The sequence below is a fragment of the Nitrospira sp. KM1 genome, assembly GCF_011405515.1.
Classification (GTDB): Bacteria; Nitrospirota; Nitrospiria; order Nitrospirales; family Nitrospiraceae; genus Nitrospira_C.
The window spans coordinates 1,051,436-1,072,749 of sequence record NZ_AP022671.1 but is presented as its reverse complement, the minus strand read 5'-3'; the positions used below and the strand labels follow the sequence as shown (position 1 = coordinate 1,072,749).

The 21,314-nt window shown below is 55.8% G+C and carries 13 protein-coding genes, 1 tRNA gene and 1 pseudogene; 5 read left to right on the top strand and 10 right to left on the bottom strand.

Annotated features, from left to right (window positions below):
• Positions 1-3 precede the first annotated feature (3 nt).
• From W02_RS05060 to W02_RS05050, 3 genes are all read left to right on the top strand, one after another.
• Positions 4-7,179, top strand: a complete 7,176-nt coding sequence (locus W02_RS05060; protein ID WP_173045407.1) for a non-ribosomal peptide synthetase — start codon at positions 4-6, stop codon at positions 7,177-7,179.
• Positions 7,180-7,193: 14 nt separating this feature from the next.
• The gene (locus tag W02_RS05055; protein WP_173045405.1) at positions 7,194-7,970 is read left to right on the top strand and encodes a class I SAM-dependent methyltransferase; all 777 of its coding nucleotides are present in this window, start codon (positions 7,194-7,196) and stop codon (positions 7,968-7,970) included.
• Between the two features lie 223 nt (positions 7,971-8,193).
• Positions 8,194-8,463 carry a hypothetical protein gene (locus W02_RS05050; RefSeq protein ID WP_173045403.1) on the top strand — a complete coding sequence of 90 codons (270 nt, stop codon included), beginning with the start codon at positions 8,194-8,196 and terminating at the stop codon, positions 8,461-8,463.
• Positions 8,464-8,494: 31 nt separating this feature from the next.
• On the opposite strand, the gene W02_RS05045 is transcribed toward W02_RS05050, so the two are convergent.
• The 6 genes from W02_RS05045 to W02_RS05020 all read right to left on the bottom strand — a co-directional run bounded on the left by W02_RS05045 (position 8,495) and on the right by W02_RS05020 (position 11,358).
• The gene (locus W02_RS05045) at positions 8,495-8,962 is read right to left on the bottom strand and encodes a response regulator (RefSeq protein WP_173045401.1); all 468 of its coding nucleotides are present in this window, start codon (positions 8,960-8,962) and stop codon (positions 8,495-8,497) included.
• Between the two features lie 100 nt (positions 8,963-9,062).
• Complete coding sequence (locus W02_RS05040; protein WP_173045399.1) at positions 9,063-9,503, bottom strand: hypothetical protein; 441 nt, start codon at positions 9,501-9,503, stop codon at positions 9,063-9,065.
• Between the two features lie 379 nt (positions 9,504-9,882).
• Entirely contained in the window at positions 9,883-10,125 is a 243-nt protein-coding gene (locus W02_RS05035) for a hypothetical protein (protein ID WP_173045397.1), read from the bottom strand.
• Positions 10,126-10,160: 35 nt separating this feature from the next.
• Positions 10,161-10,469 carry a hypothetical protein gene (locus W02_RS05030; RefSeq protein ID WP_173045395.1) on the bottom strand — a complete coding sequence of 103 codons (309 nt, stop codon included), beginning with the start codon at positions 10,467-10,469 and terminating at the stop codon, positions 10,161-10,163.
• 230 nt (positions 10,470-10,699) lie between these two features.
• Positions 10,700-11,152 carry a hypothetical protein gene (locus tag W02_RS05025; RefSeq protein ID WP_173045393.1) on the bottom strand — a complete coding sequence of 151 codons (453 nt, stop codon included), beginning with the start codon at positions 11,150-11,152 and terminating at the stop codon, positions 10,700-10,702.
• 112 nt (positions 11,153-11,264) lie between these two features.
• A tRNA-Ser gene (locus W02_RS05020) sits at positions 11,265-11,358 on the bottom strand.
• 1,427 nt (positions 11,359-12,785) lie between these two features.
• Here W02_RS05020 and W02_RS05015 point away from each other — a divergent pair.
• Both W02_RS05015 and W02_RS05010 read left to right on the top strand, forming a co-directional pair.
• On the top strand, positions 12,786-13,229 hold the full coding sequence (locus W02_RS05015) for a CBS domain-containing protein (protein WP_173045391.1): 444 nt from the start codon (positions 12,786-12,788) through the stop codon (positions 13,227-13,229).
• A gap of 74 nt (positions 13,230-13,303) precedes the next feature.
• Positions 13,304-13,603 (top strand): hypothetical protein, encoded by a 300-nt coding sequence (locus W02_RS05010; protein WP_173045389.1) that lies wholly within the window; start codon positions 13,304-13,306, stop codon positions 13,601-13,603.
• Between the two features lie 64 nt (positions 13,604-13,667).
• Here W02_RS05010 and W02_RS05005 read toward each other — a convergent pair whose 3' ends face one another.
• The 4 genes and pseudogenes from W02_RS05005 to modA all read right to left on the bottom strand — a co-directional run bounded on the left by W02_RS05005 (position 13,668) and on the right by modA (position 21,121).
• A complete protein-coding gene (locus W02_RS05005; RefSeq protein WP_173045387.1) occupies positions 13,668-15,239 on the bottom strand; it encodes an efflux transporter outer membrane subunit in 1,572 nt (523 codons plus the stop codon).
• 55 nt (positions 15,240-15,294) lie between these two features.
• Positions 15,295-16,593: an efflux RND transporter periplasmic adaptor subunit gene (locus tag W02_RS05000; RefSeq protein WP_173045385.1), complete on the bottom strand. Its 1,299-nt coding sequence runs from the start codon at positions 16,591-16,593 to the stop codon at positions 15,295-15,297.
• Positions 16,590-19,782, bottom strand: a pseudogene (locus W02_RS22025) (efflux RND transporter permease subunit). The gene W02_RS05000 and the pseudogene W02_RS22025 overlap by 4 nt, the downstream one beginning before the upstream one ends.
• Before the next feature lie 523 nt (positions 19,783-20,305).
• Positions 20,306-21,121: a molybdate ABC transporter substrate-binding protein gene (gene modA, locus W02_RS04990; RefSeq protein WP_173045383.1), complete on the bottom strand. Its 816-nt coding sequence runs from the start codon at positions 21,119-21,121 to the stop codon at positions 20,306-20,308.
• Positions 21,122-21,314: the final 193 nt, after the last annotated feature.

Here is a 21,314-nt window from a genome sequence, read left to right as displayed (position 1 = left end):
GGCATGCGACAAGACATCCACGTTCAGGGACATCGACTGTCACCGCACCAGAAGCGGTTATGGACGCTTCGCGAAAGCGGCTTTGGGGAGGGCGGACGTGTTGTCGTCCGATTGGAGGGAATATTTACAGCCGATCGACTTCGGCAGGCGATACGAAACATCATCGCCAGGCACGAAAGCTTGCGGACGAATTTTTATCGTGAGCCGGGCGTGAAGATGCCGTTTCAAATCGTCTCCGAAGAATGTGATCCGATTTGGAAGTGTGTGGAGCTCATCAAGCCGGCGAGCGCGCTCGGCGAAGATGCCATATGGACCGATTCCATCATTGAGACAAGAGTCGATTTCGATGTGGAACGCGGACCGCTCGTGCGGGCCACGCTCTATAGCCTGCAACAGACACGTACATGGCTGTGCCTGGACATTTCAGGACTGTGTGCCGACCGCGCCTCGCTGCACAATATTCTGCGTGAGATCGCGTTGGAATACGATTCGGCATATGCGGAGAGTACGAACGAGGAACCCATTCAATACACGCAGTTTTCGGAGTGGCAGAATGAACTCCTGACAGAAGCCGAAGCGGAAGAAGGACGGCAATGGTGGGCGAAACAGCCGTTGCAAGACTATCCTATGGTGACGCTGCCATTTGAACAACCACCCGCACCTGTCGGAGGCCGGATACCTCAAGACACGATACAGCGCGAGGTCAATCCGGAGGAGCTACTGCCTCTTCAACAACGTTGTACGGCCAACCGGTCAATCGGCAGAGTTGTGTTCGCCTCGTGGCTGATCCTGCTCAGACGCCTGACCCATGAGCAAAATCTACTGTGTTGGTGGCGATGTGACGGCCGTAGCTACGAAGAATTGGCGTCCGGCATCGGCTTGTTCGAGAAATGGATTCCCGTGGCCATGCCCGTCGACGGAAGTCTGTCGTTTGACGATGTCCTATCCAGAAGCGTTAAGACATTGACCGAGGCGGAACAACGGCAGGAAAACTTCTCTGGTCCGTATCCCAATACGGAAGCCGATAGATCGCCGGAGGGCATTGCATTTGAGTATGACCCCGGTCTTGGAATCATTCCTATTGCAACCGGCAGGATGATCATCGAGCGCATGGCTTTGTCTCTTGAACCGTTCAAACTCCGTCTGTCTTGTACGCATGCAGGGCCGATGCTCCGCATGACGTGGCACTACGATCCGAACCGCTATTCCTCCTCCACGCTTTCCATCGTGGCCGATCAACTTGTCCGGCTGCTCAAGAGTGCCGCGGAGGAACCAACTGAATCGATTGAAACGTTGGATATAGCGGGTGATGAAGAGCGGAACCGACTCAAGGCGGGATGTGACCGTACCGTGTGGCAGCCGGACGGGCCGCTGCTCGTGCACCGGATGGTGGAGGAACACGCGAGGCGCCGACCCGATGCACCGGCTGTCGCAGCGGACGACTGCATCTTGTCCTATGCCGAACTTAATGCGAGAGCCAATCAGGTGGCGCATGGGCTCAGACGCCAGGGGGTGTATAGGGGAACGCTGGTCGGTCTGTGTTTGGAACGATCGGCTGACATGGTCGTTGGACTATTGGGAGTGCTCAAGGCGGGAGCGGCCTATGTGCCGATCGATCCCGCGCACGCGGGAGTCCGCCTCGTGCCGCAATTGTCTCAAATAGGGGCGGTACATCTGGTGACTCACCTGGAATCCGTTGCAGGGTATGAAGGCACGGTGTTCTCCGTGGCTGGGGGATTCATCGGGGAAGACCCGGCCGACTTGGACCTATCAATGTCTGCCGACGAACTGGCGTATGTCATCTTCACATCCGGTTCCACCGGAATGCCCAAAGGGGTAGCCGTCTCGCATCGCAATCTGATGAACTATTCGCAAGCGTTGGCAAGCCGGTTGAACATTACCGATCCATTGCACTTCGCAACGGTGTCCACGCTTAGCGCGGACTTGGGCAACACATCCATTTTCCCGGCGCTTCTGACCGGGGGGTGCGTTCACGTCGTTGGATACGAGACGGCCACTGACGGACGATTGTTTGCCTCCTATATGGCGCGTCATGCCATTGATGTCTTGAAGATTGTGCCATCACATTTCAAAGCCTTGCTGGCAACTGCTGAGAACAGCCAAGTATGCCCTCGCCGGTATCTCGTCCTGGGCGGTGAACGGCTGACCCGGGCTCTGGTGCAGGATATCGAGCTTCGTTCGGATTGCAAGATCGTCAACCACTATGGTCCGACCGAAACGACGGTGGGTGCGTTGACTCACGCGTTGGTGGATGGCACCGCGGGAGAAATTTCAGGCACCGTTGCGCTCGGACGTCCGCTTTCCAACTTGGAAGCCTATGTGCTTGACGACCGTCTCGAGATTGCGCCGGTTGGTGCGCCGGGTGAGCTGTATCTCGGGGGAGATGGATTGGCAAGGGGGTATCTTGGTCAACCCGATCGAACGGCAGAACGCTTTGTTCCGCACCCTTTCTCAGAATCTCCGGGGGCGAGGCTGTATCGCACGGGCGATCTGGGCAGATTTCGGCCCGATGGCGCGATTGAGTTTCTCGGGCGGGTGGACTATCAGGTCAAGATCCGAGGATTCCGGATCGAGCTAGGGGAGATCGAAGCGGTGCTGGCACAGCACCCGTCGGTTCAAGAGGCGGTTGTGACTGTCAGAGAGGATGCGCAGGGAGAGCCGTTCCTTTCCGCATATCTCGTCGCGCGCGGGTCTGCCATCGATCTGCCGGCGGTTCAGGAATTCCTTCGCTCGCGTCTTCCCGATTACATGGTGCCGGCGTGCTGGACCTCGTTGCCGGCGTTGCCGCTGACCTCCAACGGCAAGATCGATCGCCGTGCTCTTCCTGCCCCGGATGAGATGGCAGTCAATGCCCGGACGTTTGTCGCTCCCAATACCGTGACGGAAGAAATTCTGGCCGGTCTGTGGTGCGATATCCTCAAGCGTGACCGGGTCGGCATCCGTGACAACTTCTTCGACCTGGGAGGGCATTCGCTCTTGGCCACCCAGGTCATGTCGAGGCTCCGGCAGATGTTCTCCGTCGATCTGCCGCTGCGGACGCTGTTTGAAGCCACCGACTTGCAGGAGTTGGCCAGAACAGTCGATTCGGCCAGAATCACGTCCCGGCCGGCCGAGGTTCTCCTTCCGGCCACACGGAACGGACCGCTTCCGCTCTCCTTCGCCCAGCAACGCTTGTGGGTGTTAGCTCAGCTGGATCCGAACGGCACAGCCTACAATATTCCCATCGCGCTGCGCATCGACGGTCCGCTCGATCTCGAAGCCCTCCGGCGAAGTTTCGCGGAGGTCGTCAGGCGTCACGAGATCTTGCGTACCACGTTCAAAGTCGCCGGAGGGTTGCCTGTTCAAGACATCGCACCATCGCTGGAGGTCCCGCTGCCCCTTATCGACCTGCGTCACCTGGATCACGAATCAAGGCAGGCGGCGGTGTCCCGGCTTGCGGTTGCCGATGCGCAGCGTCCGTTCGATCTCCAATACGGGCCGTTGATCCGTATCAGCGCACTGAGATTGGCGGCCGAGTCGCACGTGTTACTGGTCGCACTGCACCACATCATCTCCGATGCCTGGTCGGCCGAAATTCTCGTTCGTGAAATCACCGCGCTCTATGAGACATGTATTTATGCGCGACCGTCACCGTTGCCCACGCTGACATTGCAGTATGCGGATTTTGCCGTGTGGCAGCGGTCATGGCTCGATGGAGAGGTCCTCGATCGCGAGTTGGCCTATTGGCGGAACGTGCTCGGAGGGGAATTGCCGCAGCTCGAGCTGCCGACCGATCGGGCGAGACCGTCCGCACAAACTTCGCACGGCGCGCTCCGTTCGATGAGGTTGCCGACTGACGAGAGCGATGCACAAAGGGACTTCGCCCGCCGAAACGGCGTAACGGCCTTCATGCTCATGCTTTCTGCCTTCTCTGTTCTGCTCTCACGCTATACGGAAGACGAAGACATCATTATCGGGACGCCGGTTGCCAACCGCACAAGACCAGAAATCGAGTCCTTGATCGGGTTTTTCGTCAACACGCTGGCTCTGCGAATCGATCTGGCGAACAGACCATCCACGAAGGAGATGCTGAAACGAGTGCGGGAGGTTTGTCTTCAGGCGTACGGTCACCAGGATGTGCCTTTTGAGAAGCTCGTCGAGGTGTTGCAGCCGGCACGGCTGGTCGGCCAATCGCCGATCTTTCAGGTGATGTTCGATTTCCAGCAAGCCACTCCGCCGGCACCCGAGATTCCCGGGCTTGTATGCCGCGCTCTGCCCGTTGTGACGCCAAGCGCTAAGTTTGATCTCTCGATGACCGTCTTGGACACCGGCGCCGAGTTCGATGTATCGATCGAATACAACACCGACCTGTTCGATGAGTCGACAATCTCACGGATGTCGGATCACTTTCGTCGATTGCTCAGGAGCATGGTGCGCCGGCCTGATGACTGCATCACGGATCTGGAGATGCTGACGGAGGAGGAGCAGCGCCAGTTGGGCGAATGGAATGTTCCTGCGAAGCCGTTCACCGGCCTCGGATTTGCCGATTTATTTAATGCTCGAGTCAAACAGACTCCCGATGCCATTGCGGTTCGGTGCGGCGACTGCACGCGGACCTATCGTCAATTGTCCGGTGAGGCCGATCGAATCGCGCGGGCGTTACGCCGAAACGGCATCGGTCCCGAAACGATTGTGGCGGTGATAGCGGATCGAGGCATCGGACTGTTAGCGGCGATGCTCGCCCTGCTCAAAGTCGGCGGGGTGTACCTCCCATTGGACCCTGGTCATCCGCCACATCGCCTGCGTCGGGCATTGCAACTGAGCGGAGCCGCCCACATGCTCATTGGCGAGTCCATTGCGGATAAACTCGCGCGTGATCTCGCGTCCGATGGGACCGGTTCTATTCCACCCATGTCTGTCATCGAACGGTTGGTCGATGATTCCACATCAAGCGGTATGGAGAGTCCCTCATTCTCATACCGGCAGCTTGCCTATGTGATTTTCACCTCTGGATCGACGGGAACTCCAAAGGGCGCGATGGTTGAACAAGGCGGTCTGCTGAATCATTTGGCCGAAAAGTGCGTCACGCTGCAGTTGTCATCGGAAGATGTGGTGGCGCAGACGGCGTCGCAATGTTTCGACATCTCGGTCTGGCAGTTCCTCGCCGGATTGTTGTGCGGGGCGGAGATCTGCATTGTCCCCGATGAGATCGCCCATGATCCCTCTCAACTGCTCAAGTATGTGGCCGAGGCCGGGGTGACTGTATGGGAAACGGTTCCGGCACTCATACAGGGCGTTCTCGATGCAGCCGAAACCACTGCCGGGGGCCCCATGCCGAGACTGCGGTGGGTGCTTCCCACGGGGGAAGCCCTCTCCCCTGGGTTGTGCCGGCGGTGGTTGGCTCGATTCCCACACATCCCCCTCATGAATGCGTATGGCCCGGCAGAATGCGCTGACGACGTGGCGCTGCATTCGATCATGAGCTCACCCCATGAAGATGACACCGTCGTGCCCATAGGCCGCCCTGTGAGAAACATTCAGCTCTACGTTCTTTCATCCGCCATGATCCCGGTGCCTCCCGGCATTGCGGGAGAACTCTGCGTCGGAGGCATCGGGGTGGGGCGTGGATACCTCAACGAGCCCGAACGGACCGCCGGCATGTTCGTACCGGATCCATTTTCGCCCGAGGCAGGAGCCCGCCTGTACAGGACAGGGGACCGTGCACGGTACCGGAGCGATGGCACGATCGAATTTCTTGGACGCGTGGATCATCAGGTCAAGCTCCGCGGATTTCGGATCGAGTTGGGCGAAATCGAATCCGTGTTGGTACGTCATGCCGCTGCGCAGGAAGTGGTGGCCGTTGTCCGTGAAGACCGTCCGGGCGACCGGCGCCTGGTGGCCTATTTTTCGCGAGGCGCGGCAGGCTATGGCGTACAAGATGTGCGGCGCTGTCTGCAGGAACACTTGCCCGATTATATGGTGCCGTCTATCTTGATTGAACTTGATCGACTGCCGCGCAACCGGAACGGAAAAGTTGACCGCGGAGCCTTGCCCGTTCCCGATCTCGAACGTGAACTGGCAAACGGCTACGCGGCGCCGCGGTCTCCAATGGAGACCTCATTGGCCGAGATGTGGGCTGACGTCTTGGGAGTTGCACGGGTGGGAATCCACGACAATTTCTTCGACCTCGGCGGGCATTCACTTTTAGCGGTTCAACTGGTGCATCGGCTGCAACAATCGATGGGGAGCCCGGTACCGCTGCTGGCGATTTTTCAATATCCGACGGTGGCGACGCTGGCGTCGTCTCTGGTGTCGAAATCCCGTCAACCGTCTTCGCCGCTTGTCACCCTGCAAGCCGAAGGCACCAGGAATCCGTTGTATTGCATCGACCCGACAGGCACGCACGTTTTAGCGTATCAACCCCTGGCCTATGCGTTGGGAAACGATCAGCCGGTGTACGGCATTTCGCTCGATCGGATCTTCTCCCTCCGCTGGGCGGATATTTCGATTGCTCAGATCGCCGCGGACACGGCTCGTCTCATACGGACTCACCAGCCAGCCGGCCCCTATCGGCTGCTGGGATGGTCAAATGGAGGTGTGACCGCCTTGGCGATCGCTGGAATTCTGGAAAGTCAGGGACAGACAGTAGAATTTCTTGGCATTCTCGACACGCAGTTGCCGGTGGAGATCTATTCGTACGAGAGCCCTGACGTCGTCGAGGAAGTCATGGCGTACCTGCAATGGGAGCGACGAGAGGAGGCCTCTGCGCTGTTGGAGTCGGAAGGCGAAGGGCTGCGCGCAGAATTACTCCAGCGTCCGGTCGAAGAACGTGTGGAGTTCGCGATTCGCTGGGCACAGAAGCATCGTCTTCTCTCGTCAGAGGAGTCCGATGCGTCCGTCGAGGCACTGAAGATCGGATATGCAGTGGACAAAAGCGCGGCTTGCGTACTGAATTCGATCGCCACAGGTGCTTTGCGCGCACCAATCCATGCCTGGTGGACGAGTCGAACCCTGAAGCGACATGGCAACGCTCCTCTCGATTGGCAGCAGTACACTGTAGGAGCGGTGAGATGTCATACGATCGACGGCGATCACATGGAAGCCGTCCAAAGCATCGAGGTGCATCAGCGAATCAGCGAAATCCTGAATGGCGTGAATGAGCGATCCTCAACGCGATGATGCGATGAGCCATCATGAATACTGATCCCGGGACAAGGGAAAAACTTCGGATCGTCATGAACACGTACAAACTCCTCGGCCTTAGAGAAACGGTCAGAGAGATCATCCTCTATTTACTGGGTGACAGACCGGAAGACGATTTCGACCAACGCTACAATGTCGGCACGATATATCAGCCGAAAGGCACGGGCCGAGAAGAAGAGACGCCGGCTGCCGATCGTTACGCGGTGGAATATGTCCCGACTCGGGAATGCGTCATGAAGTATATCCTCAATAATGCCTGCGACATGACTCTGATCCGTCAGAGCACGTTCGTAGATCTGGGGTGCGGCAAGGGGCGGACCTTGATCATTGCGGGACAGTTTCCCTTCAAGCGAGTCGTCGGAGTGGAATTGTCCTCTCAGCTTTATCAAGCGGCCGTCGACAATCTGACTCGTTACCGTATCGAAAAGCACAGGATGCAGTGTAAAGACATTGGGGTGATTTGCGGCAATGCGCTTGAATTCGATCTCCCGCGCACGGACCTGTTCGTGTACATGTATCGACCCTTCCTGGGGCCTGTATTTCAAGGCGTCCTTGACCGGCTCCATCAATTTCATGTCACAACCGGCCATCAAGTGTTGGTGGCGTATGCCTGTCCGGTCGAAGAATCCTATCTGGAAGGGCATGGAGGTTTCACGAAGTTGAGGGAATTCCAAGTCATTTCCACAGACTATAGCTGGAGTGCGTGGGAATGTCGGACGCCTGTTTCGCCAATGTCGCGCGTGTCTGCGATCGAGTCGCCGGCCTGATCAGTTACTCTTTTGATATACAGTCTCGGATTGATAAGCGTCCCGACGAGTGGTGCTTCCGTATGGGTGCGCTCAGCGTGTCGTGACGGGCAGTTTGAGCGGCGCCAGCCGTATTCTGCACGGTGAGAGGCGTCTCCTGAAGGAAGGGGATATGGTGAGTTTCACAGGGAGGTGCAGAGATTCGTTGATGATTTGAGAATCTTGGGGAGCATATAATGGCGACATGAGAAAGCTGCTTGCCACCGTTGTCATGTTGATCGCATCAGGCTGCGCCGACGGGCCTAATGGGTATGAGCAGGCGCACAACTTTTGCGAACGGCTCAATCAGGCACGCCAGGGTTCAGCCGAGAGGCCATCTTCGCAAATGGATTGCGTCGCCTACTCCAATAGAGCCGGATCATTCTTCGATCATGAGGTCGATCGTCCCACGCCGAACGGCATGACCTGCCTGGGTTTGAACACGCCTGTCGAATCGCAGATGTATTGCCGGTAGTCTTTTTTCAGCGCACGCCGCTCCAAGAAAGCTAGAGCGTCTCACACGGCTGAGAATCGACACGTCGATATCGCTCCGCCTTATTTGCGGCTGCATGTGCGATGGCTCCGACGACTGCTTGGCAAAGGACTTCACCGGTTGTGCGAGCCTTGACCAAACTTTGCATGGCTCCGTTTTTGACCGCAAGTGCGGCAATATCCGGGTTCGTGAACCTCGTGAGCACGATCACGGCGAAGTCCGGAAGCTCAAAGGCGGGGATCAGCTCGAACAGAATTTCAAACCCTGACATGTCCGGCAAATCCAGTTCGAGAACGACGCAATCAATCGAACGCGATTGGTAGAGGGACAGGCCGGCCTGTCCTGTCTCCGACTCAATAATGCGGTGGCCAGGAAGACAGGTCTTGAGCCGGTCTGCAAAGAAATGACGATCCTGATCGTTGCCGTCAATAAAGAGTACGGCCTTCGAGTTTGCTGTTGGTATGTCGTGAACGGTTACCATGACGATCCTCTTTTCTCGTAGGAAGCAAGGTAGAGGGACGCCGGCCGGCACCCGTCCCGGCATGACGGGCCGAAAGCGGCCAGACTGTCGCCAGGCAGGTTTATATAAAGGAATGAGGTGGAGCGCGCGATGTGGAGAAAGATTCAGAAAGATGCCGGTTGTTGCGGTCACTTGAAACATCAAGGGCAAAGGACTGGAGCGGCGCATCGGGGAAGTGATGCGGAATATTGAGCCAATGTAAGCGTTTTATTTTTCTATCTTCGGATTTGTCATCTGAAATGGAAACTTCAAGCTCGGGCGAGTGAACAGCACGCTGAGTCAGATGGCGGGAATGTTTCTGCTCACCGGACGCTCTGGGAGGAGAGAACTCGCCCGGTAAGTCCGGCGAAAAAACAGTATGAACTCCTCCGCTCTGAAGTGTCGACCAGAGATCAGTTGTATCAGGAACATGTGTATGGAAGAGTGGAACCGCGAGAACCCAGGCGATCAGCCAAGTCAGGATCATCGGACGCCACCGCAAGAACGCTTGCATTGAAGGCATCGATCCCTCTCCATTCACTCCATGGTTGATGACCAGGCTGGGAGATTGCGGTCAGCCTACTCTTCCCCACTGTGCTAGTCAACGGTACGTATCTTTGAGTTGTGCCAGTACCAACACGCCTTCGGAAGGCACCTCCGGCCGGCGAATACGCTCCTCAAATCGCTGTATAACTGGGCGGTGGATTAAGGACGGGTGCAATGGCCAATTTTGCTGTCTGAATTCAGAGATTCTTTCACAGACTTCGAACGATTTTTCGATAGGGAAGAGCTGAACCCGGGTTTTGCAAGGTCTGAAACATGTATCAGCCAAGCTACGTGCTTATTTTCTTCGGATCGAACCGATAGATTGGCCAGGCTAGAGAGATACTGCCATGAAATACCTATCTCAGACGCTCAAGGATATTCTGCAAGGCACCTTGTCTTGCTTTGTCGGCCGTTTCCACCGTCGCGTACAAGGGCATCAGACTTTTTGTCAGTTCAACCACGTAGTACTTCACGATCTGCACCTCTTCTTGTGAGAGAGGTGTCGATGTGTGTGACGACATGGTGGAGAGCAGCCGTTCGTTGGACAGGACGAAGTTGTGTATCTCAGAACGAAGCGAGGGAACACCAGGTCTCGGCATAAGGCCACCTCTCTCCTCGGAAAAGGAAGATTCGATTACTGAGTCTGCGCTAATGGGAATAGTGGCGTAATTTGATCCTTCCATCGCGGGGCGATGTGCGCGAGGCCTCTCGCCACGGCAAGAGAGAGACTGTCACCTGTCGTATCGGACTTCCGTAGGCAGGCATACGCGCCGTTCTTCTCGGCCAATTCCCAGATGGCGGGATTGGGCACGCGCGTGAGTACAAGAACAAGCATATAGGGCTTGCCCACTAACGGCACTGCGTTGATCAAGATTTCAAATCCGGACATATCAGGCAGGTCTAACTCAAGCACGAGACAATCGACGCGCTCCCGTCGCAGCACCAGGCATCCTTGTTCTCCTGTGATCGATTCTAGAATGCGACAGTCAGGGAAGGTCTGTTGGAGGCAAGCGACGAAGTACGAGCGGTCGGCATCGTTCCCATCGATAACCAGGATGTTTACCCCATGGCAGTCTCCTATTGGTCTGGTAATTCATTCATGGTAACGAGATCTGGGCCTCTTGAATAGTCCCTACATGAATAATGGCAAAGTTAAATGGCCCTGATGCCGTTTTAATACAGGGAAGCCGTGAAGTTTGGTTGATTCGTCCGGATCAGCTTTTCTTTCAGGGCGCTGGCAGTGTTGCTGCGCTCGACCCAATGTGGGGGATGCCGTCCTTGTGCTTCATGCAGACAGTTTAGGGGCAGGATTTCTTGCGGTTCTGCGTTTTGCCAGCCATCAGTCACAGGATGGACAGTTGGCCTTTGCTGAGGCGGCCATGCGGTTGAAACTATTTCCCCAACGCGGTTGTACAGTGCGGAAAAAATACCGGCAGACAATACAAGGCCGCCCATAATGCCTAGTTCACGTTTCGTCAGCTCCTCTCCGTATTGCATCACAAATTCATTCGTTCCTGACGATTTTCCAAAAGCAACAGCGAAAGAATGACAATTAGGATGGCAGAATTCGCACAAGAATTTGTAGCAATCTGAAAGTACTGCATGCTGTTTGGATGTTCCTTCCAAGATATCTCTGCTCCCAGCTCTGTCGGCCAGTTCAAGAGCGATAGCATCTGCTTGGCCTCCGGGCCGCTGGTTGTAATACTTGTCCCCTATGTTATGGATTTGTGATGGTGGATGGCGGAGAGGGAGGGATTTGAACCCTCGGTAGAGGTTTTAGCCCCTACAGCGGTTTAGCAAACCGCCGCCTTCGGCCGCTCGGCCACCTCTCCAGACATTCCAGATGTGCGCGGGTTACCTGACCATCGTTGAAGGCGACGATCGCGGGATTGCCGGCAAGTGAGGTGATAATACCTGAGCGGCCTATGCGGTACAAGTGCAACAGGAGTCGCTGTTGGGCGAGCAGACGAATGTGCCTTTGGAGAAGGCTACTCTCCTGTCAATGGAACGCTCGGAGACACTCCGATCGCCCACTGTCTGACCCGGGAAAGTCCGGATTTCATACTTCTGAAGGACGGAAAAGTTGCTGTTCGGGTAGCAGGCCGTGCTTCCGTGCGAACCGCATATTGAGGGGCGAGCCCTTTTCTCGTAATCGGTGAGGCGTAGCGAAGCTCGACATGGCCGGCACGGATCACGCCGCTCGCCGACAACATCCGTAAGGCGGTGCGTAATTGTCTGCGCCGGGCGAGGCGGTGTCTTACAGCATGAATGGGTGATGCCAATCCTGACATGATTTCACCTCATTGATAAACTGCCTGCCGATTACATCCACAAAATGCGACCTAGGTCCTCATCGATTCCTCTAGGCCTCTGGCATTGTGTGCATCTGGCATACAGCTTTCCAGTCTGCGCAGGGACATCGCTTCGTAATACCAGTTGGTAGGTTCGGCTTCCGCAGCAGGGGCAGGCTTTTCCTCGAAGCTCTCTTCGAATTGCGCCGATCTTGCCCAGTTGTTTCTGCATGACACCCTCCGTGAAAAATCGCGCTTGGCGATCGAATGTCGGATGGCCGATCTTCATGCAGAATCAGAAGTTTGAAAATACCTTGGAGGTAGGTGAGTTAAGACTAAAGATGGGTGGCCTTGCAATCATGATAATTTTAAACCTTAAATATCAAATTCTTATGTAGATTACTCAAACGATAAAGAGAGGTAATCTAAGAACGGAAAGCACGTAGACCCGTAACGAGGATGTATGGAAGGCTCCGGATTGCTATGGCGGGCGGAGGCAGGTCCCCCAGGAGGAAGCAGGGACCTCTTGCTGCTCTGGGGTGGGCACACCGAAGCAGACACCTCCGCCCACTTTCATTAAACCAAGGGAATGTGACCATCGGCAAGCTAGTAGAAGACCTAGGTTGGAGATCCTTGCATAGGGCCGGCTCACAAGGGACACTAACGAGACCGCTATTGCATTTCTGACAGATTGTTTCCAGTGGTTGATCCGCGATTCTGGCTGTAAAGCGGCAAACTCCTTTCACGGTGCGTACGGAGGACATTTTGCACGAGTGAAGGCTTTCTTGTCTTTCAAGCTGAGATTGATGTTGCTGAATGGAAACCATTTGCAAATAGTCTTAATAAAGAAATCAGGCGCTTGCGCATCGATATTTCTCGGGACGATCGATCGCAGCAAGGCACATCTATCGCAAAGGGACGATAGCGCTCATTGTGATCATCGTGCGCACCAACAAGAGGAGGTAGACATGACGACGCTCACGAGACCAGGGGTTCCTGTCGGAGGATTTAAGACCGTTGGACAGATTCATGCAACCAACGATCTGATTTTTCGCCGCAGTCAAAATGCGATGGGGGTAGCGGTCGAATTATTGTCCGAACACATGCCGGGGGCACCGGTCGTGAATGAGAATGACGAGTTCATCGGCTTTGTCAGTGAGTTCGATATTCTTCGCGCGTTGGAAGCCAAGAGAGATTTGAACTCCTTGACCGCTGAAGATGTGATGGCCAAGGATCGAATTTCAGTCACCAGCGATACCACGATCGACCAGGCTGTCAAAACCATGGAGGAAAAGCGTCTGTTGAGCCTCCCTGTCATACAGGGCGGTAAAGTTGCGTATTCTGTTACACGGCATGATTTGCTCAGGGCTTGGATCGGTCTCGGAGTGTCGATCGAGTCCGGCGCCTCTTAAATGCTCCAAGCAAACGGCAGGCACCGGCATCTTTCCAGGCATGTCTGCATGTCTGATTGATCTGGAGGGGACGAATGACCAATCAAGAAAAGTCCAAACTGATCCGTCCCTGGATTGATCCTGAGGAAAGGGTCTCGGTACATTTTCGGGACGAGCGGGATCTCAATGGGGAGGTGACGGGTTGCAGCGATGAATCGGTCGATTTGGCTCTTGAGACCCGCGTCCCGCATCTGAAGCAGAATATTTCCATAACGTTGAGTCGAATCGAAGTTTCGGAAGATCCGACACATTACACGAGAGACCCTGATCGACCACTCAAGCATCGTCGATTGATGCTGGTGATCGATGAGAACCGGCCCCCGATCATCTATTGATCGGGGGCCGATGGAGTGAATTCGATTAAAGGATCAGAGATTCTTTCAATGGCCGGCGGACGGGCTATCGAGAGGCCGGCTTTGTCAAATCGTTGTGGATTCGATTGTTAACCGCGTTGACGTCGATTCCTCCGGCCGGCGGCGGTTTATCAAGGTCAGCGTATTGGAACGTGCCGAAGGGTTGAATCTGATCGTCGGTCGGTAATTGGTTCCGGTTCCAGCCGCCACCCAAGGCACGAATCAGCGCCACTGAAGACTTCAGCAGATCGGCCTTGATCTCCACCGAGTCAATGCGCGCGACAAGTGTATTGAGCTGCGCATAAATCAAATCCAGACTGGAAATCAGTCCCCCCGTATACAATTCCATCGTCAGGTTTTGCGTCTTGAGCGTCGCCCCGACAGCGGCATCCTGCCGATTCGCTGCAAGCGTCAGGCGATTGGTCAAGCTGAGGTTGTTTTCGACTTCACGAAAGGCATTCAGCACCGTCGATCGGTACCGATCCTCCGTCTCGCGGTATGCCGACCAGGATTGTTGCAACTGGGCTCGCCGATACCCGCCTTGAAAAATCGGCAGCGACACGCCGGCGCCGTAGGACCAGAAGCTATTGGCGAGAGAGACCAGGTTGAAACCGGCGTCTTCATACCCTCCGCCAGCCCGAAAGCTCACGTCCGGAAAAAAGGCGGCTTTCGCAATGCCGATGGCGCGGTTGGCTTGCGCCATGCGACGCTCCATCCCGGCGATATCAGGTCGACGTTCGAGCAACGTGGAGGGAATCGTACGCGGGAGGTTGAAGCTGGCCACCCGCAGGATATCCACCGGCTTGATCTTGAAACCGGCTGGAGCTTGGTTCAGAAGAATCGCAATGGACTGCTCGGTAACTTGGCGCAAACCCTGAATTTGCGCCAGCTTTGTTTCCGTGCTGAACAGCAGGGATTCCACGCGCGCGACGTCCAGTGCGGACGCGATGGCGCCGGCGAATTGGGCGTTTACGATGTCCAAGGAGCTTCTATAGTAGTCGATGGATTGGGTATAGATCGCTACTTGTGCATCATAGCCACGCAATACAAAATAATTCGTCGCGACTTCGGCCTGCAGGCTCAGCCTCGCCAGTCCATAATCGGCTGCGCGTTCTTCAGCTCGATACAACTCCACGCGCATGGCATTGCGAAGCTTGGACCAGAAATCAGGTTCCCATGAGGCGATCCCGCCCGCAATCACGCTGGATTCTTGGTTGGGAATGTCCGGAGCACGAAAGAGACGATCGACCGACTGTCGATTGTTCGAGGCGTCGAACCCGACGCCGAGCTTGGGAAGATATTGGGACCTGGCCTTCATCATCATATCGCGAGCCTGGACGAAGCGCTCGGCGGCGGCCTGCAGGTCGGGGTTCGCGGCCATCGCCTGCTCTTCAAGGTTGTCCAAAACCGGATCGTTGTAGAGTTTCCACCAGTCCTGGCGTAACTCATCATCGGCTGGATTGGCCTTCACGAAGGGACTGATTCCTGACCAGGAATCCGGCACAACGAATTGAGGAGGTTCGTAGGTAGGAGACAGATCGGCAGCGGGAAATCCATTACATGCCGATAGCCCTGCTGCCAGCAACAGGCCGCCGCACAGCTGACGGCTGAGGCGCATGCGCGATAGTCTTAGTGATTTCGCTCGTTCACGTTCGATCATGTGTTTGTAGCCGCTATTTTGCAGGCTGCGTCGGTGGTGCCGGAGTGTCCTGCTCCCCAGGCGTTTCCGGCGGGACCGGCACGTGCTGTGATGTCGGCGGGGACTTCGGCGGGGACTTCGGTGCTGCTTTCTGTTCGGAACTCCCTCCCCCGGTAGTGAGATCATATCCGGGCGCCGGTGTGACGATGCGTACCTTGTCACCCTCGAGAAGCGCCGCGCTGGGATTGTTGACCACGCGGTCGGTTTGGGAGATCCCTTCAGAGACTTCGACTGCGTTGTCGAGGAGTCGGCTCACGGTGATGGGTTGTAAGTGTATTCGGTCCTCCTCCGTCACCAGCGCCACTTGGGTGCCGTGTTCCTGGAACACCAGTGCGGTAGACGGAATCATGTAGACTTTCCGATCCACCGGCGCCGTGAGCACAACCTTGGCGAAGGAGCCGGGCCAAAGAGCTCTGTCCTCGTTGTCGACCGTGAAAACGGTGATGGCAGTGCGTGTGCTCACATCAAATCCACGGGCGACAGTCAGGAATTTTCCTGTAAAGTGACGGTTAGGCAACTGCGGTACGGTCACCGTCGCCGTCAGGCCTGGATTGAGAAATGGGCCGAAGGATTCGGGCACCGAAACGAAGAGGCGCATCATGCTGACGTCGGCTACGGTGAAAAGGTTGCTCACGGCACTGGGCGCGCTGATCGTTCCTTCCTTATTGACATAGTCGCCGACATTGATATTGCGTACGGTGACCACGCCATCATAGGGCGCGACGATGGTTTTGAATCGGATCAGTGCCTCAAAATTCCTGACGTTTTGCTCCGCGGCCTTGACCTTGGCGGCTTCGGCTTTCGCATGGGCAACCTGGACGGAGATCGACTGTTCCGAGACCGCATGGTTTTTGCGCAGCGCCAGCCAGCGCTTTGCGGTCACATCGGCGAGAGCGTATTTCGCTCGCTCAGACTCCAGATCCGCCTTGGCCTGCGCGTATTGGGCGTCGAGAGCCGGCGCATTGATTTCGGCGAGGATGTCGCCTGCCTTTACGAGCGCACCATAATCCTTGTACCACATCTTGACGTAGCCGGAGACCTGCGCATAGATCGGCGCTTCGAACCAAGCCGTAATATTGCCGGGAAGCGTAATCGTCTCAGTCGGATCCGCCGGCTTTGGATTGATGATGGCAACGGTGGGGATGGCATCTTCGAGCGTCTTTTCGCGCAACAGCGCGGCGTCGCTTTTACTTTCATAGATCCGATAGCCAATGTAAAGCACACACAGCAGAACCGCGAACAGGGCGATGTGTCTTCCATTGAGTGTTTTCATGATGAAACGTGTCCCTTCTGCCGAGTCGCTCGCCGGTTATAGAGGATGGCGTACACACAGGGCACGAAGAACAGAGTGAACAATGTGGCGACAAACAGGCCGCCGATGACGGCGCGACCCAGCGGCGCATTCGCGGAATACCCGGTCGCCATAGGGACCATCCCCATGATCATGGCCGAAGCTGTCATGAGCACCGGACGGAAGCGGGTCGTTCCGGCCTCGATCGCGGCCTGGATGGCATTGCCGTGCTCTTCGAGCCGCTCGCGCGCATAGGAAACGACGAGAATCGAATTCGCAGTTGCCGTACCCATCGTCATGATTGCGCCCGTCAGCGCGGGTTCTGACAGCCGGGTGTGGGTCAGGAACAGCGACCAGGCGATGCCCGCCAGCGCGCCTGGCAAGGCTGTAATGATGATAAACGGATCAAGCCATGATTGGAAGTTGACAACGATCAGGAGATAGACCAGCGCGACTGCGGTGAGCAGTCCAAAGATCAGTTCGAAATAGGCGTCATGCATCAGCGAGGCCTGGCCGTGAATTTCGATGGCTGCGCTGCGAGGGAGTTCGTGCTCCATGCTCTTCGTCACCTCCTGCACATCCGCCAAGACCCCACCGAGGTCACGTCCTTCGGCGGAGACATAGATATTGAACAATGGCATGATGTTCCCGTGCGTGACCACGCCCGGTGTTCCCTCTGCTGTAATATTCGCCAAATTGCCCAGAAGCTGCACCGAACGATCGTTGGAGGAATTATCCGATGAGTCGACCGGAATGGTATTGAGACTGTTGACGCTGTTGATCTGCGGTTGTGGCGTATAGACATTGATCAGATAGGACATGCCGGTACTGGGGTCGAGCCAGTAGACCTGGTCCACCTGTTGGCTGCCGGCGGTCGTCATGAGCAGATTGTCGGCAATATCCTTTTCAGTTCTGTTGACGCCGAGTCCAAAGGTGCGATTGCCTTCGACCATGAGCGTGGGGGTGCGCATCGTTTGCTGGATCACCACGTCCGCGGCTCCGGGGATCTCGCGAAACTTGCCCACTAATTTGCGGGCGAACTCGTAGCTGGGGTACACGTCCGGCCCATTGACCTGCACATCGATCGGCGCCGGAGCCCCGAAGTTGAGAATTTTTGCGGTCAGATCGGACGGTTGGAACGTGAATTCAGTGCCGGGATAGCGTTCCCTCAATCCCTTGCGGAGGATACGGCGGAAGTCCCATACCGGAGACTTTTCATCCTTCAAAAGGATCGTCAAGTCACAGTCTTGAGAGCCGATCGTCGGCGTCGGAATGAACGCGAGGTTATGCGGACCGACCGGCAGGCCGCAATTACTGACGACGTTTTCGACCTCACCGGGCAGTAATTCTTCGATACTATTCGAGACCAACGTGGCAATGCGTCCTGACACCTCGATACGTGTTCCGAGGGGTGCCCGCATATGCATGGTAATAATTCCAGACCTGATCTCGGGAAAATAATCGCGTCCGAGGAAGAAAAAGAGGGACAAGGAGGCCAGGGCAACGGCCAAAGAGATTGTGACGAAGGTGTTGCGATGGGCGATCGACAGTTCGAGCAGCTCGCCGTAGCGTTCCCGGAACCGATTGAAGCGGCGCTCGAACCCCTTTTGGAACCGGACGAAAATGTTCCCTGACGGCGCAGCGCCGGTCTGTCCGTGAGATTCAGGCGGGTTCGGCATGTTCGGCATGTTCACTCTTCATCAAATATTTAGCCATGGTCGGTACCAGCGTACGCGACAGAATGAAGGATGCAATCATGGCGATGATGACGGCTTCAGCCATGGGTTTGAACAGGTAGCCGGCGACCCCGCCAAGTTCGAAGAGCGGGAGCCAGACGATGGCAATGCAGAGCGTTGCGACGAGCGTCGGGACGACGATCTGATTGGCCGCGTCGACGATGGCCGTCTCGAGCGGCTTGCCCATTTCGATATGGCGATCGATATTCTCGATCATGACGGTCGCATCGTCCACCAGAATGCCGACGGCCAGCGCCAGTCCTCCCAAGGTCATGACATTGATGGTTTCTTCGAGCAGATGCAGGCCGATGATTGCGGTCAGAATGGAGAGTGGAATCGATGTCCAGACAATGAGCGTGGCTCGCCATGATCCGAGCAGTAACAGCACAATGAGGCCGACCAACGCGCCGGCCATCAGCATCTCATGCAGGACGTCCGAGATCGAATCCTTTACGAAGGTCGAGGCGTCGTCGAGGAGCTTGATCTCCACGCCTTCCGGAGAGATTTGCTCGGCGCGCGGGATCATCTTCTTGATGCCATCAACCACGTCTAAGGTGGAGGCCTCCGTGCTCTTCATCGCGACGAGAATGACGGTCTGTTTGCCTTTCACCAGCACGGCGTTCTGTTGCACCCGTCCCATGAGCTGCACCGTGGCGACGTCACGCAGATAGACATAGGCATTGCCTTCCCGCCTGACCGGGATATCGTTGAAATGATCAATGTTCAACGGTGATGCGTTCGTCAGGACGATCCAATCGGTTTGCTTGATCTTGATGTCACCCGCCGGCAGCACGAGATATTGCTTCATCAGGACATTGTGAATGTCCGCGGGAGTAAGTTGTCTCGCGAGTAATTTCTGCTGATCGAGGTTGACCATGACCTGCATGTCCTGGCCGCCATATGGGTGGGGCAGGACGATGCCCGGCACCGTCACGAGGAGAGGGCGGATTCGCATATAGACAAGATTATAGAGCTCCGCGGGCGTCATTTTATCGGAGCTGATTTGGAGCATGGCCACCGGTATGGAGGATGGTGCGAGACGCATGACCATGGGCGGGGAGATATCGGGCGGCAGAGCTTTCACGACATTCTGCGCGATGCCCACGATATCCGCTTCGGCTCTTCCCACGTCGACTCCGTCCTGGAGATAAATATTGGTGATGCTGCTGCCGAAGTAGGAATGGCTATGAATGTACTTGATGCCTTCCACCGTTGAGGTCAGGAAGCGTTCGAACAGATAGGTGATGCGTCCTTCCACCTGCTGCGGCAGCAGACCGGAGTAAATCCAGACCACGGAGGTGACCGGAATCGTAATATTCGGGAAGATGTCGGTCGGCATGTGCAGCACCGTCTTGGTGCCCAACAGCACGATAAGAATGGACATAACGACGAAGGTATACGGCCTTCGCAGGGCAATGAGGACAATTTCATTCATGCGCGGAGTGTACCAAAAAACGGCTTTGTCACACCACTCCAGGAAAAAGCGGCATTCATGACCGGCCCCGAATGGTGGTGAGGGTCATGGCGACGGGAGCTGTTTATACCACAATGTGAAGCGCAAGATACATTGATGGTTGATCGAAACATCAGATGGTTGAGGGTCTGAGGGGGCAGGACTTTCCCAGACCTCATGCCGTGCCGATGATATGAGTATTTCATCTCTAGGGATCTCTTCTAATGTACGAGTCAGCATGCGCGGACGACATAGGGACCGAAGCAGAATCGCTTACAATCACAAGGCTTTATTGTTGGGTCACCGTCAAGTGAACGAGAAGGTACCATGCAGACTGGAAACAGCATGCTTCCTGCGGCATACTCTTGCCGAAAGACCATTGGTCAAGCGTTAAAGTGATGATGATCTGAGAATGAGTCTTTTATAGGGAACAGGTCGCAGTGTATCCGCCATATCAACGCGGGGCTGTTCGATCCGGTCACCATAAGTCGGGCACGAATCGCAGCTACTCGCGTATGAGCTGAGCCATGGGCGAGGTGGTTATATGGGCAGCATCGAATCCATATTTGAGCAGGAGTTTTTGCACGCGGGCGCTCATCATGTAATCGAGAAATCGTTCCGCCACCCGCAATGACTCGCTGCGACAGGTTGACAGGATAGCCTGACCAAACTGAACGGAAGTATGCGATCCGGCAGGTATTTCATCGATGATGCGCATTTGTGCGCTATTGATTGCATCGACACGATACAAAAGACCGACGTCAGCCGCACCCGAGCGTACGAGGTCGACAATATCATGGCTGTGCGGCGCCTGCACAAAATGCGATCGGCTCATGTACGCAGGATCAACTTGCGTCAGCGCTTTGGCGGTGATGTCTCCCAATCCCGAGGTTTGAGGATCGCCCACGGCGATGCGTGTCACACGGTTCGGTGGACCCTCACGAAATGAAATGGGAGTAGCCGGAGAATTTGTCGGCATGACGAGGACCAGGGACGTCTGTGCATACACGCGGTAGTCCCCCAGGACTAGTCCTTTCTTCTGAAGTTTCATGACCTCATCAACTGATCCGGGGAGAAACACATCGATCGGAGCCCGCTTTTCGATCTGGCGACGGAGCGTCTTGGACGGAGCGTACACGACATCGACGGTTGCGCCATACTCCCGTTCGAACAAGGGGATGATCTCTTCAAACGCAGCTTTTAGGGTATGGGTTGCTCCGACTGTCAGAGATTCTGCCTGAATCGGATCGCTTGTTGCCAGGATTCCCAGCATGCAGCCGAGCGGTATGAGCATCCTCCAGAAATTGCAAATTGACTTCATGTCGCTTTTGCTCCTTTATTCCAGACTGGTTTGTATTCCTGAATTGGCGTGCAAGCTGGATGATGCTTTCATGAGCAAATACAGTGCCATTTTGAGCAGGTACAAGCCGGTTGCATTACATTTTTGGTGGAGATGAAAACAATTTAAAATCATTTACTTACGCCGATCAGCCATATGGGGTTCGTGCGAACTC